This is a genomic window from Rhodopila sp. (genome assembly GCF_965277825.1).
GTDB lineage: Bacteria > Pseudomonadota > Alphaproteobacteria > Acetobacterales > Acetobacteraceae > Rhodopila.
In genome coordinates this window covers 229,062-244,450 of the sequence record NZ_OZ255846.1, presented here as the reverse complement: position 1 = coordinate 244,450, position 15,389 = coordinate 229,062, and the positions used below count along the sequence as shown (strand labels likewise).

Sequence of the window (15,389 nt, the reverse complement as noted above, 5' to 3'; positions counted from 1 at the left end):
CGGCCGGCGGTCGCGGTTGGATCGCCGGCGGCACTGTGGCAAAGCCGCTACCATACTTTGCCGGATCGGCTGGAGGAGACGGCGCGTGGCGGTAATTCGCTTGCGGGAACTTGACCTTCCTCATGTCCGCACGTTAATCGCTATCGCGGACGGAACGGTTTACCGTTGGTCCTGCTCGGGCCTGGCTCGCGCATCGGATTGCACCCCATCCAGGGACGAAGAAACGATGAACATCAAGATCCTCGGCGCCTTGGCCGCCGTCGCCCTGCTGGCGGCGTGTTCCAAACCGGCTACCACGACGACCACGGCTTCTCCTTCGACCGCGGCCGGCATCGTGCCGGGCAGCGAGGAGGATCTGGTTGCCAACGTGGGTGATCGCGCATTCTTCGCGTTCAACGCCTCGACATTGAGCGACGATGCTAGAACCACGCTGGACAAGCAGGCCACCTGGCTTGCCAAGTATGGCAGTGTGAATGCCCAGATCGCCGGCAATTGCGATGAGCGCGGGACCGAGGAATACAACCTGGCGCTTGGCCAGCGTCGTGCCAACGCCGCCGCGTCGTATCTGAGGGCGAAGGGGGTTGCCGGCGGGCGTCTGAACACGATCAGTTACGGCAAGGATCGTCCGACTGCTCAGGGTTCGACTGAGCAGGCCTGGGCGCAGAACCGCAACGCCATTACCTCGGTTCGGTAGTGTCACGAGTCCGAGGTTCGCCATATCGGGCGAACATCGGTCTAGCGATGCTCGAGCGCTTTCAGGGTGACCGTAAACGGTCACCGCGCTCTCGGTCTTTGTTTGAGCGAGCAACTTTATCAGCGTGGCTTTCTAGAGCGCTTTCAGGGTGACCGCAAACGGTCACCGCGCTCTAGCTCTTTGTTTGAGCGAGCAACTTTATCAGCCTGACTTTCCAGTCAGGCTGATGCTGCTCTAGTCCGGCTGATGATGGCGGCCAGGGTGATTGTCGAGCCAAAGTTGCGGGCGAGGTTGTCGTAACGGGTTGCGACTTGGCGTCAGTGCTTCACGCAGCGAACGCCCGCTCGATCGGGTTGGAGAGTTGGTCGGTCGCGGTGTCGAAAGCCGGAACATTCTCGCGGGTCGGGTTTGGCTTGACGACTGCGGTGCTGCCGCGCTCGCAAACAAAGCGCGCAGTCCGTCGCCGTTGTAGGCCATGCCGCCAAGCACGTGGTCGGCCTTCGACAAGCTGATCCGTATGTAGACCTGCACGCGGTCGCTCCGTGCGAAGGACGCTGGCGAACATCACAACAACGCATCGCGACTAGCTAAGGTAGGTCCGGAAGTCCGAGGCAACTGTGTCCCGAAGACAAGAGCAATTCGGGGACCCTCGGACACTTGGCCGCCGACAATCGTGATGGGCTTTGCGCAGAGATTCGCGGGTTATTCGACGAATGGGACGATGCGAACCCACAGAGGCGTCAGCAACTGATGGTCATAATCAAGGCCATCCAGGTTCGGAGGACGGCGCTCAAATGCGGTGAGTGTTTGTTGAAGTAAGAACGCCGTTGGCTCGTCAGCTTTGTGCATTACCCTTCGGATCTTTCGGTCTCGTTACGGTCTGAATTCCATCCGGAAGCAAGCTGACGTCGCCTAACAGTTTTTGCCAGTCGGGAATAAATCCTGTTGTCACTCGGTCTATTTGAATTGGCTCTCAATACTGGGGATTGAGCTCATGACCGAAGTCGTGTCGGCACCTACGGGATCGCATCGAAATGGGCGTTGGATCGTGCTCGGCAGCAGTGCCGCCCTGGCCCTCGTCGTCTTTGGATCTATCTGGGGCAATCCCGGTGGGATAGTGATAGCGGCGGTGTTCCTGGCCTCCCTTGGTGGAAGTATTGGAGGGGTTGCGTTTTCGGCTTTGTGCGGCGTCGTGCTATTCTGGCTTCATCTGGACCCGGTAAGGGCTGTTCAGATCATGATGACGTGTAGCATTGCGAACCAGGCCGTCATGACTTGGTCAGTGCGCTACGACATTAACTGGCCCGGTCTGACTATGTTCCTGTTCGGAGGCATGATAGGCTTGCCGCTTGGACTATGGCTCCTGCTGCACGCCGATCATCAGCTTTATACACGCGTATTGGGCGCGTTCTTGCTGGCCTATGGCGGCTACATGCTAGCCCGTGCGCCCGCTATCCTACGCGTGCAGCACTCCAATCTCGATCTTATTGCAGGTGTCCTGAGCGGCATTACCGGGACGGCCGCAGCGTTCCCAGGTGCGCCTGTCGTTATCTGGTGCAGTTTCAAGGGTTGGAATAAAGCACAGCAGCGCGCGCTATTCCAACCCTTCATTCTAATCATGCAAATCGTATCCCTTGTCGCGGTCAGCCTCGCCGCTCACACACGAACCATGCACGGCAACGGGTTTGCATCAAGCGATCTGTTATGCGTTCCCGCAGGACTGCTCGGCACCTTTATTGGTCTTGCCGTTTACCGGAAGATTTCCACACGCCAGTTCGCAATCGCGCTCAACCTGCTGCTGATGGTCGCCGGGATCAGCTTTCTTGTCTGATGCTTACTCGTCCCGTTCCGAGACGGGCCAGAACTAACGAACCCACTTTTAGTACGAATAAGGAATTTGGAGGGGTCGGAAAACCTATCAGCCGAGTTTTTTATCACCTGTCAATCCGACATGGTGTTTCTTTTAGATTATATCTCGATTTTTTCGTCCAATCCGAGCTCGATCCAGAATAAACGGAGGGTAGCTGATGCCCGTCACTGCCGTCATCAGCAGCGCGAGAGCCGCTCCAGACAGTGGCTTGTCATTACGAATCCGGACCGCTCCAGGTGGCGCATAAGACGGTCAGCCGCACTGGTTTGCCAAGTTGCCGCAGAACTGTTCCGACGCTGTGATCCACTTCACCGAAGCTGCTTCAGATCATGTTTACCATTCCGACAATCGCGTATTCCACGCTGTGTTGCATTGGGCAAAAAGCTGAGATCAACAAAGGTTTTCGAATGAGACGGGAATAAAAATCCCCGGCGCCGAGTCTAGGTAGAAGCTCGAAATCTGAGAGTCTGTCCGGGATCATGCCGTTGTTCTTGCGAGCCTACGCAGCATGAGGCGCACCGAGGCGAGCAGCAAGAAGGCGCGCGCTTTGCGGTTCAAACATTCCCAGTCCTTGGCGAGGCGGCGACAGCGATTGAGCCAGGCAAAAGTTCGTTCCACGACCCAGCGCCTGGGTAGTACGGTAAACCCCTTTGCATGGTCCGACCGCTTGACGATCTCCACGTTTACTTGGGCCATGATGGTTCTCATCGCAGCTTGAAAGCCTGCACCCTGATATCCGCCGTCCGCATAGAGCTTCAGCAGGAACGGGTAGAGCCCGAACATCGTGGCCATCAGCATCGCGCCGCCATCACGATCCTGAAGGTCAGCCGCATGCACGATGGCATGCATCAGCAAGCCTGTCGTATCGACGACGATATGGCGCTTCTTGCCCTTGATCTGTAGAGTCGAGGACGGGCGCGGTGGCGAAGTGCCCCGTTTCCCATCCCCGCTCATCAAACCGGACGTGCGGATTTCCCGCATCCGGCTTTCCGACTGGCTTCACCGCAAGGCCCACGGCGACGACCGACTGCGCTCGCGTCGAAGGCTTCGGACGGCCAACTCCCCATAGACATGGTCTCGGGAAAACTGGTCCGTTCCGCGCCCCTGCACTTTGTGTCGTTGACGGAGGAAGTGCCGCGTCCGGTCATAGACATGCTGATCAACGGTCTCGTATGCCGACGCGAGAGCGCCGTAGGAGAAGTAGGCCGACCAACCGCGTAGGACGCGGTTCAACCGTGCCCGCACTTCGTCCCAAGCGCCCTTGTTGCCGGGCACCAGCAGTTCGCCGACCTTCACCTTGACCCGCTGCACGCTTTTCTTGGACGGGCTCGCCCCCAGGTACCAGCGGCCCCCATTGGGCAGGTGACGCGGTCCCAGTGTGTAGCCAAGGAAGTCGAAGCCTTCACGCCGGGCATTCTTCACCGAGGTTTTCGCCTCGTTGAGCGTCAGCCCGAGCTTCGTCATCACCGCCTTCGTCCACGTCAGCGCCTCTTCCGCGTGTCCGCGGCTGAGGATGATGAAGTCGTCGGCATAGCAGATGACATGCGCGCGGAACGCCTCGCCGCGTCCCGTCAGGCGCCAATGCTTCAGGAATCGGTTCATGTAAATGACGGAGAGCAACGGACTGGCGACCCCACCCTGGGGTGTGCCGCGCGTGTTGCTCTTGCCACCGCTCATGCGCCGTTTCCCGTCGCCATCCCGCTCCTCGACCGGCACTTGCAGCCACAGCTTGATCAGCCGCAGCACATTCCGGTCGACGATGCGGCGGCCCACCGATCTCAGGAGGTCCGCGTGCGGGATCGTGTCGAAATACTTCGACAAGTCGGCGTCGACGACGTCGGTATAACCCCGGCATAGCAGCCGGTGCGTCTCCTTGACGGCATCGATCGCGCTCCGACGCGGCCGATAGCCGTAGGCACCATCCTCGAAATCCGCCTCGAAGACCGGCTCCAGCACGATCTTGGCCGCGGCCTGAACCACCCGGTCCCGGATCGTCGGGATGCCGAGCGGCCGTTCGCCGCCACCGGGCTTTGGGATCATCACCCGCCGCACCGGATCAGGCCGGTAGGTCTTCGAGACGAGGTCCTCACGCAAGCTCGCCAGCCACCCCTCCAAACCCGCCGCCTCGATCTGCCCGAAGGTCATCCCGTCCACGCCTGGCGCACCCGCATTGGCGTGGGTGAGCGTATAGGCGCGCAGAAGGATATCCGCACGGCAGATCTTGTCGTAGAGGATGTAGAAGCGGAAAGCGGGCTCCGCCTTCGCCTTGCGGTACAGCTTTCTCTGAAGGCTCCTGATCTTATCGGGTGTTTCGAGGCTCATCGCCAATCACCCCCACTTCGCCAACTTCGAAAGCACACCAGAAGTCAGGGTCCTTTCCTCTGCCGGCGTTACCCGGCTTCGACGGTCATACGACCCTGTCCGACACCCGTCCGATCCACCGCTCCGAAGCGGTGTTGAAGCCGCGACCTCCGACCCGGACGGGTCTCCCTCGATTACCCGCATCACCATTCCAACGTGCTGTGTCCAATACCCCGGCAGACCAGACAGGTGCGTGTGTCGATTGCTTCCCTGTCCGCGCGGCCTTCCCCGAGCAAAAGGCGGGTCGGCGTCTGTATCGACTCTTTCGAGGCCTGCTCGAACTTCACTCACGTTACGGCCCGTTGGATCGCTCGGCCGCCCAGGGCGGCCTTTGTCACGAGCCTTCGACGAGACCAGTTGCCCAGCCGCGCCGCTCGTCAGCTTCCGGATCAATCGACAACTCTCCGGATGGAACCTTCCTCCATAGATGATGCGCGCCTTCGAGGCGCACTCTTGCCCGCGTCGTAGCCATGCGGATCGATGCAGGCCCCCCTTTTTCAGCGCTTTTGACGCTTTGACTGTCGATCACCGCGGCGGTCGGGCTGGCTGTTCGATCAGCCAGTTCCCGGCATCGCCCATAGAGCGTGTGGTGGATGCTTTGTAGCGTTCCGTCGTACGCCCAGCGGTCGAGATAATCATGGATCGTGCTGCGCGGCGGCAGATCCTTGGGGATGTCGCGCCATTGGCAACCAGTGCCCAGGATATACATCAGGCCGTTGACGATTTCCCGCACATCCACCGTGCGTTTGTTGCCACCCCGTTTGGCGGGAGGTATCAACGAAGCGACTTCGGCCCATTCCCGGTCGGTCAGATCATGGGTGTATCGCAAGCCCTTACGGTCATGCTGGCGGCGTGTCTCTGGGGTCCACATCAGGCACCTCGTAAATCGGTGCCACGCATAGAGTCATAGCCGATTCGAGCCGGTCAACCACCCGCAGACCTAAACGATTTGCGTGACCCGCATTGTTCTCGGACGGACACTTAGTGTCCGTCCGGAAGCTTTTTGAGTCTTTAGAGTCGGTTAGCCAGGGGGGGTTGAATTCATTGAATCTTCTGTGATTCGATCGGCGGGTTCGATTCGCGAGGTGGCTGATGTGGACGACCGAGAACCGTCATCGCTACGAGCGGGACAAGCTGCGTTACCCGTGTGACCTGACCGACGAAGAATGGGCGCAGGTGAAACCGATGATCCCGCCGGCCAAGCGCGGCGGGCGGCGGCGGGAGGTTGATGTGCGGGAAGTGTTGAATGGCATCATGTATGTCCTCAGCACCGGTTGTCCGTGGCGTTACATCCCCAAGGACCTGCCGCCGCGAAGCACGCTGTATGACTACATGCAACGCTGGGACTACGATGGGACGTTGGGAAAAATCCACTACGAACTCTACCAAAGATGCCGCGCCTTGGTGGACCGCCAGGCCAGTCCGACCGCCTGCATGATCGACAGCCAGAGCGTCAAGAGCGCCGAAAAAGGGGGGCCTGCATCGATCCCAAGGGGTATGATGCGGGGAAGAAAGTCAGTGGCAAGAAGCGACATATCCTGGTCGATACCGAGGGCTTGTTGATGCACGCCGTGGTTCACCCGGCCGACCTCCAGGATCGCGATGGCGGCGTGCTGGTGTTGGCGACATTGTTCGGGCTGTTCCCGTTCCTGAAGAAGCTGTTCGCTGATGCCGGCTACCAGGGCCCGCAATTCCGCCAGCAACTGGCCAAGCTGCTGCCACGGCTCTCGGTGGAAATCGTCAAACGCTCCGATACTGCCAGCAGCTTCGAGATTTTACCCAGACGCTGGGTCGTGGAACGGACCCTTGCTTGGCTCAACCGATGCCGACGCCTGGCCAAGGATTTCGAGAACCTGAGCCGTAACGCCCTCACCTTCATCAAACTTGCTTCGATCCGACTGATGCTGAGAAAGCTAAGCAATCCGGCCTAAACTTTCCGGACAGACTCTTAGCAGCGGAGCAGTCTTGTTTCGCGCCGGGCTGCCACTGCGCATCGTCCAGCATCTCAACTTTGTCGCCGGCAGTGTACTCATTGGGTTCGGTGTTCTGGTGGGAGTGGGTTAACTGTCTGCATTCCATGCTTTTACATCAATGCTTTACTCTAACAAAGACTGCCTTGGTCGGGTCGAATAGTGTATTATGCCTCATCGCATCAGTTACAGACGTGGCCACCAGAGCTGCAACGCGGCGGGATGGTTCAGCCGGCGAACAGGGCGTCGATCACGACGGGGTCGACATCGGCGATGCGCGCGGGCTGCCACGCTGGCTTGCGGTCCTTGTCGACCACCATGGCGCGCACGCCCTCGGCGAAATCGGGATGCGCCATGGTCGTGCGGGTCAACGCGAACTCGGCATCCAGTGCCTGGCGCAGCGTCAGGTCGCGGCCGCGCCGCAACGCGCGCAAGGTCCAGTGCAGGGCCGACGGCGAGACATGGCGGAGTGCTTTCAGCGCGGCCTCGGCCCATTCGGATCGGCTGGCCTCCAGCCGGTTGACGATTTCGCTGACCGTTTCGGCGGAGAAGCAATGATCGATCGCGTCACGGTGGCCGGTCAGGGAAAACGCCGGCAGCTTTTCCTGGTGAGTGGCGAGGGCCGCGATGCCATCGTGAGCCAGCGCGGCGGACAGGTCGGCGAGGCGTTCGCGAGGGGTAAAATGGGTGGCGAGGCCGGCGTGCACGGCGTCTGCCCCGGCCACTCGCAGCCCGGTCAGACCGAGATAGGTGCCGAGTTCGCCCGGTAGCCGAGGCAGCAGGAATGTCGCGCCGATATCGGGGAAGAAGCCGATCGCGGTCTCCGGCATCGCAAACCCGGCATATTCGGTGGCGACCCGATACGGGGCATGGACGGACAGGCCGATGCCGCCGCCCATGCATAGGCCGTCGATCAGCGCGATGTAGGGTTTCGGGTAGGTGGCGATGGTCAGGTTGAGCGCATATTCCTCGGCGAAAAACTGATCCGCCGCGGCGCGGTTGCCGGACAGTTGCGCATCGCGCAGCGCTCGGATATCGCCGCCGGCACAGAACGCTCGGTCGCCGGCGCCCTCGATCACCACTGCATCCACGTGTGGATCGTCACGCCAGGTCTGCAGGATGGCGGCGCAGGCGCGCAGCATCGGCAGGTCGAGGGCGTTGAGTGCGCGCGGGCGGTTGAGCAGGATGCGCCCGACCCGCCCCTCGCGGCTGGTGACGACGGTGTCTTCGGTGGTCATGCGCTGGTCTCCTGGGTTGGGGATCGTGTAACCCGCCGGTTCCGCCGATGCCAAGACGGGGGATGGCAAGGCTCGACAGTCCGCCTGCCGGCGCCGCATGATCGAACGACGAGAAACGGAGGACCCGCATGCGCATCGCCATCATCGGGCAGCAGGATTTTGGCAAAGCCGCGCTGGAGGCCTTCCTGGCGCGCGGCGATGACGTGGTGGGGGTGTTCTGCGCGCCGGAAAAGGGGCGCCCTGACCCGTTACGCCTGGCCGGCGAGGCGGCCGGCGTGCCCACCCACCAGTTTGCCAAGCTGAGCGATCCCGAGGCGCTGGAGGCGCTGCGCGGTGCCAAGGCGGATATCGGCGTGATGGCCTATGTAACGCAGTTCGCGCCGCAGGATTTCTGCAACCTGCCGAGGTTCGGCACCATCCAGTTCCATCCCAGCCTGCTGCCGCTGCATCGCGGTGCGTCGTCGATGAGCTGGTCGATCATCCTGGGTCGGAAAGAGACCGGCTTCAGCATCTTCCGCCCGACCGACGGATTGGACGAGGGCCCGGTGTTGCTGACCCGCGCCGTGCCGATCGAACCCGAGGACACGCTGGGGTCACTGTATTTCGGCAAGATTTTCCCGCTGGGCGTGGCCGGCCTGATCGAGGCGGCCGACCTGGTGGCGGCCGGCAAGGCCCCGGCGATTGCGCAATACGAGCCCGCGGCGGGCTATGAGGGCATCATCCGCGACGCCGAGTCTCGGGTGCATTGGGCGACCCATGTGGAGCAGACCTTCAACCTGATCCGCGGGCTCAATCCGGCGCCCGGCGCCTGGACCACGCATGACGGCAAGAAGCTGTTCCTGTTCGAGAGCAGCAAGCGGATCGCCCGCAGCTTTGCGGAGGTGAAGGGCAAGAAGATCGGCCAGGTCGCCGCGCACTCCGGGGCCAGCCTGGTGATCCACGGCCAGGGCGGCTTCATCGAGGTGCATCGGGTTCGCTGGGAGGGCGGCAAGAAGATCCCAGGCGCCGAGGCCGGGCTGGAGGTTGGAACCTTGCTCGGGGGATAATGGTTTGGGGGGAAGCGGGCTTCGGGTCCGCAGTGCTGCCGGTTGGTGGGAAACCCGCCGGCCGAGATGGTGGAGTCCGGGCCGGGGGAGCTCGATGCAGCCGGGCCCGCGGCGACTCGAACGGTTGCGATTACCGAGCAAAGGAGTTCCCGGCACGACGCAGATAGGAGTTAAGCTGAAAACTCGGTTTGTCATAAACGCTCATGCCGCCGCTGCCCTTGAGCCCCGCTCGCCCTTCGACAATTGTTGGCGTGCCCTCTCCCGCCATCCTGGTCTCCTTCCGAACGTAGTTCTTCCGTCTGCTTCTAGACATCAGCGCTTCTTGCGACGTTGCCAGGCCAATTGCACTTGCCTTAAACGCACGAGGCTGGACCATGATGTAAGCATATGCAAAGTCTTTGAAGTTTAGTCTGATGCCGATAGTTGGCAAGCGGATGCGAGGCCATTTCCGCAGGCTGCGCATTCGCTGATCGGGTTAGCCGTCGGTGGTCCGGCGAAAAATAGTTCGATAAAGCAACGGATTATGACACACGGTTGTTTGCCTGGGGGGTCCGTTGCCCGGAAAGGCAGCGGCCTGTAGCGTCAGTCCATCATCTGAAAGTCGGAACTCCGTCTGTTCATGCCCGCCCGCTCGCTCCTCGCCGCCGCGGCAATGGCCGCCACGGTGCTGGCCTCGATTTCGGCCTTCGCCAGCCCGAACGATCTGACGATCGTCACGCGCGATCAATCGTTGCAGAGCGCGATGCAATCTGCCTATGTCCAGCCGTTTACCGCGGTGACCGGGGTGCCGGTCCAGCAGGAAAATTGGGCCGGCGGCATCGATACGCTGCGCAGCCGCGTCAAGGCGACGGACGACCCTTGGGACCTTGTCCTGGTCGATGCCGACGAATTATCCGCCGGGTGTGGCGAAGGGCTGTTCGAGAAGCTCGATTGGTCGGCGATCGGCGGCAAGGACCATTACGCCCCTCAGGCGGTCAGCGACTGTGGCCTGGGCGGGGTGATCGTCACCATCGTTCTGGCCTGGGACAAGGACAAGCTGCCGATCGCCGCAACCTGGTCGGATTTCTGGGACGTGGCGAAATATCCCGGCAAGCGCGGCCTGCGCAAAGGCGTGCGCGGCAACCTCGAGATCGCGCTGATGGCGGATGGTGTCGCACCGGGCGACGTCTACAAGACGCTGTCCACCACGGACGGCCAGGATCGGGCGTTCCGCAAGCTCGATCAACTGAAGCCCTATATCCAGTGGTGGTCGACGGAATCCGAGGCGGCGCACATCCTGGCGTCGGGCGATGTCCTGATGACCAGCGCGCCGAGTGGCCCGATCGCGGTAATGGCGCGTCAGGAGCACAAGAGTTTCGGCCTGCAGTTCGCCGCTAGCCTTTATGAGTTGCAAAGCTGGGTCATCATGAAAGGGAGTCCGTCGCTGCGGGCCGCGCAGCAGTTTCTCTACTTTACCGGTATGCCGGCGGTCGAGACGCGGCTGTTGCAGCAGAGCGGCGATGCCGGTCTGGCGAAGGGCTTGAACGACGCATTGCCGCCCGACCTGGCCGCGACGTCGCCTGGAAACCCCGCCAACCTTGGCACCGGGCTGAAACTCGACGTGGGATTCTGGCACGACAATCTGGCGAAGCTGCAGCAGCGGTTCGACGCCTGGCAGGGGCACTGATCGGACGCGTGCGGGCAGCGAGGCTGCAACCGCCGCGGCCGCACGGCATCCCATTGCGTAGACGGAAAGTTGCAGATCTAGTATTTTCAACCAAAGGCTGTGCAATCGGCGCTTTGCGCGACGCGATGTTGGGTGCGATAATCCGCCACAGATGCGTGTTCTGTACCACCTTCCATTATCGCCCTACGCCCGCAAGGTGCGCCTCGTCCTGGCTGAAAAGCGCCTTCCGTTCGAGTTGCGCCTGGAAAAGACCTGGGAACGGCGACCCGACTATCTGGCACTCAACCCAGCCGGCACGGTGCCGACGCTGATCGAGGACAATGGCCTGGTCATTCCGGATTCCGGGGTGATTTGCGAATATATCGATGAAGCGTATCCAGACACCGGCTTGATGGGCCGCACCCTGGCGGAACGGATCGAGGTTCGCCGGCTGACCAACTGGTTCGACGGCAAGTTCGCCTCCGAGGTGACGCAAAACCTGTATGGCGAGAAGTACCTCCGGCGGTTGACCCAGCGCGGTAATCCCGACCCGGCGGCGATCCGCACCGGCTACACCGCCCTGCGCTATCATCTCGACTATATCGGCTGGTTGGCCGAGACCCGTCAGTGGCTCGCCGGCAGCGCCTTGTCGATGGCCGACTTCACTGCCGCGGCGCATCTGTCGACGCTGGATTTCATCGGGGAACTGGACTGGTCGGCGTCTCCCCCGGCGCGGGATTGGTACGCTCGGATGAAGTCGCGCCCGAGTTTCCGGGGCGTGCTTTCGGACCGTGTTCCCGGATCGACGCCGCCGGCGCATTACGCCGACCTGGATTTCTAGAGCGGGTGACCGAGCGGTCACTACGCTCTGGCTTTTTGTTTTAGCGAGCCACTTAATCAGCCTGACTTTCCAGCTAGGCTGATGGTGCTGTGGAGCATTTCAGCCTGGGTGCGCATGCTGAAAGTATGCCTTGTTCGATCACCTGGGGCTCACGGGCTGTGAACGGTCGGCTCAGCGGGATCACGCTCTGAACAGACCGGCCAAGGGTGGAGCGCAAGCGTTCGCTGTTACAATAAGTATTACATCGCCCCCGTTGCGTTGCGTTTTTCGGCGCCTAGATTGGAGATGCGTCATTCAACCATCGGGAGTTCCGCCCCATGCTGCGTGCCAAATATCTGATCAGGACCGCCGCCGCGCTGGGCGTGGCGATCATGCTGTCCGGCTGCGTCGTGTATCCGGCGTGGGGTCCGTATTACCATCCGCGTCACTGGGGCTACTGATCGGGTGAGCGGCGCTGAGATCCGCCGCTCCGGCGGCCGCCCGACGGCGCAGGCGGCCGCGGCCCTGGAGACCACCATCCTGGACGCCGCCACCGCTTCGTTCCTGGCGGACGGCTACGCCGCGACGACGATCGAAGCGATCGCGCGGACCTGTCGCGTTGCCAAACGCACGATCTATGCACGCTGGACCGGCAAGCCCGCGCTGTTTCACGCCGTGCTGGAAAGGCTGATGGCGAGGTGGCTATTCACTGCCGGTTACTGGCCGGAAGCGGATAACCTCGCGGCCGCGCTGAACGAGGCGGCGACGCGCGTCCTGGCGGTGGCGTTAACGCCGGAGGCAATTGCCTTGAACCGGCTGCTGATCGCGGAAAGCGCGCGCTTTCCGGAACTGCCGCTGATGATGCGCCAGGCCGGCGCGGGCGAAGGCGGTGCGCGGATTGCCGCGCTGCTGGATGCGGCGGTGGCGCGGGGGACACTGCCGCGGCAGGATACCGTTTTTGCCGCCGAACAGTTTCTCCACCTCGTGCTGGCCGGCCCGCAGCGTCGCGCCCTGGGGTTGGGCCCGCCGCTCGACGCAGCACAGACGCGGGTATGGGGCGAAGCCGCGGTCGCGTTGTTTCTTTCGGGGGTGAAAACCTGACGGTTGCGGCGAATACAGGATTGATGATACCGCATGGCCGGCGAGAACGGCGGAGATATGCGGGTTTATGAAGCTTTTGCTGACCGGCGGGTGCGGATTTATCGGCTCCGCGGTGGTGCGACACCTGCTGCGCCGAACCGGCCACGTGGTGGTCAACGTCGACAAGATGACCTACGCCGCGTCCGAGGCTGCGCTGGAGGATGGTTTCAGACATAACCGGCATCAGCTGGTCAAGGCCGACGTCGCCGACGCCGCTTCGATGCGGCAGGTGTTCGAGGCGCATGACCCCGACGCTGTGATGCACCTGGCGGCGGAGAGCCATGTGGATCGGTCGATCGATGGGCCGGCGGATTTCGTGCAAACCAACGTCGTCGGCACCTTCGTCCTGCTGGAAGCCGCCCGGCGGCACTACGCCACCCTGGCCGGCGACAGGAAAGCGGCGTTTCGCTTCCATCACGTCTCCACCGACGAGGTGTTCGGCGCGCTGGGCCTTGATGATCCGGCGTTCACCGAGACTACCGCGTATGACCCGCGCAGCCCCTATTCGGCGACCAAGGCGGCATCCGACCATCTGGTCCGCGCCTGGAGCCACACCTATGGGCTGCCGACCATCGTTTCCAATACCTGCAACAACTATGGCCCGTGGCAATTTCCTGAGAAGCTGATCCCGCTGGTCACTCTGAACGCGCTGGAGGGCAAGCCACTGCCGGTCTATGGCGATGGTTCGAACATGCGGGACTGGCTGTTCGTCGAAGACCATGCCGAGGCGCTGGTGCGCGTGCTGCAAAGCGGCATCGCCGGCCAGACCTACGCGATCGGCGGTCGGCAGCCGCGCACCAACCTGGCAGTGGTCAAGGCGATCTGCGCTCACCTGGACACCAGGGTTGCCGATCCGGCCGGTCCGCGTGAACGGCTGATCCGGTTTGTCAGCGACCGGCCGGGTCATGATTTTCGTTACGAAATCGACCCTTCGCGCAGCGAGCAGGCGTTGGACTGGAAGGCGCCACACGATTTCGAACGCGGACTGGCTCGGACGATCGACTGGTATCTGAGCAACCGCGCCTGGTGGGAAGCGTTGCGCGCGGCGAAGTATGCCGGGCAACGGCTTGGTGCATCGGAGGGTGATGCGCCCAAGGCGGTGCGGGGCGCGACGAGCGACAAGAAGGAACCGGTGGCATGAAGGGGATTCTGCTGGCCGGCGGGTCGGGGACCCGGCTGCATCCGATGACATTGGCCGCTTCGAAGCAGTTGTTGCCGGTCTACGACAAGCCGATGGTGTATTACCCGCTGTCGACGCTGATGCTGGCGGGCATCACGGACATCATGCTGATCTCCACGCCCGAGGACCTGCCGCAGTTCCGGCGGCTGCTGGGCGATGGCTCGCGCTTTGGGGTGCGCTTCGAATACGCCGAGCAGGCGAGGCCCGAGGGAATCGCGCAGGCTTTTGTGATCGGGCGCGACTGGCTGGCGGGCGATGCCTGCGCGCTGGCGCTCGGCGACAACCTGATCCATGCCGATCATCTTTCCACCCTGTTGCGCGTTGCCGCCGCCAGAGCGGTCGGCGCCACCGTGTTCGCCTATCAGGTGCGTGACCCCGAACGCTATGGCGTGGTGGCGTTCGACGCCAACGGGCGCGCTGTTGAAGTGGTGGAAAAACCCGCCGCGCCGACCAGCAATTGGGCGGTCACCGGGCTGTATTTCTACGACCGGCAGGTCGGTGATATCGCACCTAGGATCAGGCCGTCGGCGCGTGGCGAGCTGGAGATCACCGACCTCAACCGCATCTACCTGGAGATGGGGACGCTGCACGTCGAAAAGTTGTCGCGCGGCTGCGCCTGGCTGGATGCCGGCACCTGCGACAGCCTGTTGCAGGCCGCGACGTTCGTGCAGACGATCCAGTCGCGCACCGGCATGCTGGTGGGCTGCCCCGAGGAGGTCGCGTTCCGCATGGGGTTCATCGACGCCGATCAGCTTCGCCACCATGCCACCCATCTCGGGAAGACCGAACTGGGGCGCGTGCTGATGGAGTTGGCCGAGGGGGAAATGGAGTGAAGGTCGAAGCGCTGGCGATTGCCGACGTCAAGCTGATTACCCCGGCGCGGTTTGGGGATCCGCGGGGGTTTTTCTCCGAGACGTGGAACCAGGGCCGGTTCGCCGAGGCGGGCGTCGCGGGACCGTTCATCCAGGACAATCATGCGGTGTCGACCACGGCCGGGGTGTTGCGCGGCCTGCACTGCCAGATCGGCCCGAATGCGCAGGGCAAGCTGGTGCGCTGCGTGAAGGGCGCGATCTACGACGTGGCGGTGGATGCCAGGCACGGCTCGCCGAACTTCGGGCGCTATGTCGGGGCTGAGATCAGCGCCGAGAACTGGATGCAGATTTGGGTTCCGGCCGGTTTCCTGCATGCCTACTGCACGCTGACCGCGGAGACCGAGGTGATCTACAAGGTCACCGGGGCGTATGACAAAGCGGCTGAGCGCGGGGTGATCTGGAACGATCCGGATATTGGGATTGATTGGCCGGTCGCAGCTGATTCGGTGATCTTGTCGGACAAGGACAAGATTTTGCCTCGGCTGCGCGATCTGCCGGCGCTATTCCATGTGTGAACGCGCCCACGAGAAAGTTTCAACCGCGGATGCACGCG

General features: G+C 62.4%; 13 protein-coding genes and 2 pseudogenes. 11 read left to right on the top strand and 4 right to left on the bottom strand.

Going from position 1 to position 15,389, the window contains the following annotated elements; all coding sequences use genetic code 11:
* Positions 1-226: 226 nt before the first annotated feature.
* Together pal and ACQY4T_RS01715 are read left to right on the top strand one after the other, a co-directional pair.
* A complete protein-coding gene (gene pal, locus ACQY4T_RS01720; RefSeq protein WP_428536742.1) occupies positions 227-694 on the top strand; it encodes a peptidoglycan-associated lipoprotein Pal in 468 nt (155 codons plus the stop codon).
* 994 nt (positions 695-1,688) lie between these two features.
* Entirely contained in the window at positions 1,689-2,525 is an 837-nt protein-coding gene (locus tag ACQY4T_RS01715) for a TSUP family transporter (RefSeq protein ID WP_428536739.1), read from the top strand.
* Between the two features lie 516 nt (positions 2,526-3,041).
* Here ACQY4T_RS01715 and ACQY4T_RS01710 read toward each other — a convergent pair.
* The 3 genes and pseudogenes from ACQY4T_RS01710 to ACQY4T_RS01700 all read right to left on the bottom strand — a co-directional run.
* Positions 3,042-3,518, bottom strand: a complete 477-nt coding sequence (locus tag ACQY4T_RS01710) for an IS5 family transposase (protein WP_428542657.1) — start codon at positions 3,516-3,518, stop codon at positions 3,042-3,044.
* 45 nt (positions 3,519-3,563) lie between these two features.
* Complete coding sequence (gene ltrA / locus ACQY4T_RS01705; protein WP_428536736.1) at positions 3,564-4,886, bottom strand: group II intron reverse transcriptase/maturase; 1,323 nt, start codon at positions 4,884-4,886, stop codon at positions 3,564-3,566.
* Positions 4,887-5,377: 491 nt separating this feature from the next.
* Positions 5,378-5,796, bottom strand: a pseudogene (locus ACQY4T_RS01700) (IS5 family transposase); the annotation flags it as partial.
* A gap of 221 nt (positions 5,797-6,017) precedes the next feature.
* On the opposite strand from ACQY4T_RS01700, the pseudogene ACQY4T_RS01695 reads away from it, so the two are divergent.
* Positions 6,018-6,856, top strand: a pseudogene (locus ACQY4T_RS01695) (IS5 family transposase).
* A gap of 266 nt (positions 6,857-7,122) precedes the next feature.
* Here the strand turns inward: ACQY4T_RS01695 and ACQY4T_RS01690 are convergent.
* Positions 7,123-8,133 carry an enoyl-CoA hydratase/isomerase family protein gene (locus tag ACQY4T_RS01690; protein WP_428536733.1) on the bottom strand — a complete coding sequence of 337 codons (1,011 nt, stop codon included), beginning with the start codon at positions 8,131-8,133 and terminating at the stop codon, positions 7,123-7,125.
* Positions 8,134-8,261: 128 nt separating this feature from the next.
* Between ACQY4T_RS01690 and ACQY4T_RS01685 the strand changes: the two genes are divergently transcribed.
* The 8 genes from ACQY4T_RS01685 to rfbC all read left to right on the top strand — a co-directional run bounded on the left by ACQY4T_RS01685 (position 8,262) and on the right by rfbC (position 15,351).
* Complete coding sequence (locus ACQY4T_RS01685; RefSeq protein ID WP_428536730.1) at positions 8,262-9,179, top strand: methionyl-tRNA formyltransferase; 918 nt, start codon at positions 8,262-8,264, stop codon at positions 9,177-9,179.
* Between the two features lie 619 nt (positions 9,180-9,798).
* The gene (locus ACQY4T_RS01680; RefSeq protein ID WP_428536727.1) at positions 9,799-10,845 is read left to right on the top strand and encodes an extracellular solute-binding protein; all 1,047 of its coding nucleotides are present in this window, start codon (positions 9,799-9,801) and stop codon (positions 10,843-10,845) included.
* 151 nt (positions 10,846-10,996) lie between these two features.
* Complete coding sequence (locus ACQY4T_RS01675) at positions 10,997-11,665, top strand: glutathione S-transferase family protein (protein ID WP_428536724.1); 669 nt, start codon at positions 10,997-10,999, stop codon at positions 11,663-11,665.
* A 317-nt stretch (positions 11,666-11,982) separates the two neighbouring features.
* Positions 11,983-12,105, top strand: a complete 123-nt coding sequence (locus ACQY4T_RS01670; RefSeq protein ID WP_428536721.1) for a hypothetical protein — start codon at positions 11,983-11,985, stop codon at positions 12,103-12,105.
* A 4-nt stretch (positions 12,106-12,109) separates the two neighbouring features.
* Complete coding sequence (locus tag ACQY4T_RS01665; protein ID WP_428536719.1) at positions 12,110-12,745, top strand: TetR/AcrR family transcriptional regulator; 636 nt, start codon at positions 12,110-12,112, stop codon at positions 12,743-12,745.
* Positions 12,746-12,812: 67 nt separating this feature from the next.
* A complete protein-coding gene (gene rfbB, locus ACQY4T_RS01660) occupies positions 12,813-13,925 on the top strand; it encodes a dTDP-glucose 4,6-dehydratase (RefSeq protein WP_428536716.1) in 1,113 nt (370 codons plus the stop codon).
* The gene (gene rfbA / locus ACQY4T_RS01655) at positions 13,922-14,797 is read left to right on the top strand and encodes a glucose-1-phosphate thymidylyltransferase RfbA (protein WP_428536713.1); all 876 of its coding nucleotides are present in this window, start codon (positions 13,922-13,924) and stop codon (positions 14,795-14,797) included. Before rfbB ends, rfbA begins: the two co-directional genes overlap by 4 nt.
* The gene (rfbC, locus tag ACQY4T_RS01650) at positions 14,794-15,351 is read left to right on the top strand and encodes a dTDP-4-dehydrorhamnose 3,5-epimerase (RefSeq protein ID WP_428536710.1); all 558 of its coding nucleotides are present in this window, start codon (positions 14,794-14,796) and stop codon (positions 15,349-15,351) included. Before rfbA ends, rfbC begins: the two co-directional genes overlap by 4 nt.
* The last annotated feature ends 38 nt before the right edge of the window (positions 15,352-15,389 follow it).

What these genes read in the sequence shown, in the direction of transcription:
- pal (WP_428536742.1), top strand. Translation starts at nt 227, where the DNA reads ATGAACATCAAGATCCTCGGCGCCTTGGCCGCCGTCGCCCTGCTGGCG.
- ACQY4T_RS01715 (WP_428536739.1), top strand. Translation starts at nt 1,689, where the DNA reads ATGACCGAAGTCGTGTCGGCACCTACGGGATCGCATCGAAATGGGCGT.
- ACQY4T_RS01710 (WP_428542657.1), bottom strand. Translation starts at nt 3,518, where the DNA reads ATGAGCGGGGATGGGAAACGGGGCACTTCGCCACCGCGCCCGTCCTCG.
- ltrA (WP_428536736.1), bottom strand. Translation starts at nt 4,886, where the DNA reads ATGAGCCTCGAAACACCCGATAAGATCAGGAGCCTTCAGAGAAAGCTG.
- ACQY4T_RS01690 (WP_428536733.1), bottom strand. Translation starts at nt 8,133, where the DNA reads ATGACCACCGAAGACACCGTCGTCACCAGCCGCGAGGGGCGGGTCGGG.
- ACQY4T_RS01685 (WP_428536730.1), top strand. Translation starts at nt 8,262, where the DNA reads ATGCGCATCGCCATCATCGGGCAGCAGGATTTTGGCAAAGCCGCGCTG.
- ACQY4T_RS01680 (WP_428536727.1), top strand. Translation starts at nt 9,799, where the DNA reads ATGCCCGCCCGCTCGCTCCTCGCCGCCGCGGCAATGGCCGCCACGGTG.
- ACQY4T_RS01675 (WP_428536724.1), top strand. Translation starts at nt 10,997, where the DNA reads ATGCGTGTTCTGTACCACCTTCCATTATCGCCCTACGCCCGCAAGGTG.
- ACQY4T_RS01670 (WP_428536721.1), top strand. Translation starts at nt 11,983, where the DNA reads ATGCTGCGTGCCAAATATCTGATCAGGACCGCCGCCGCGCTGGGCGTG.
- rfbB (WP_428536716.1), top strand. Translation starts at nt 12,813, where the DNA reads ATGAAGCTTTTGCTGACCGGCGGGTGCGGATTTATCGGCTCCGCGGTG.
- rfbA (WP_428536713.1), top strand. Translation starts at nt 13,922, where the DNA reads ATGAAGGGGATTCTGCTGGCCGGCGGGTCGGGGACCCGGCTGCATCCG.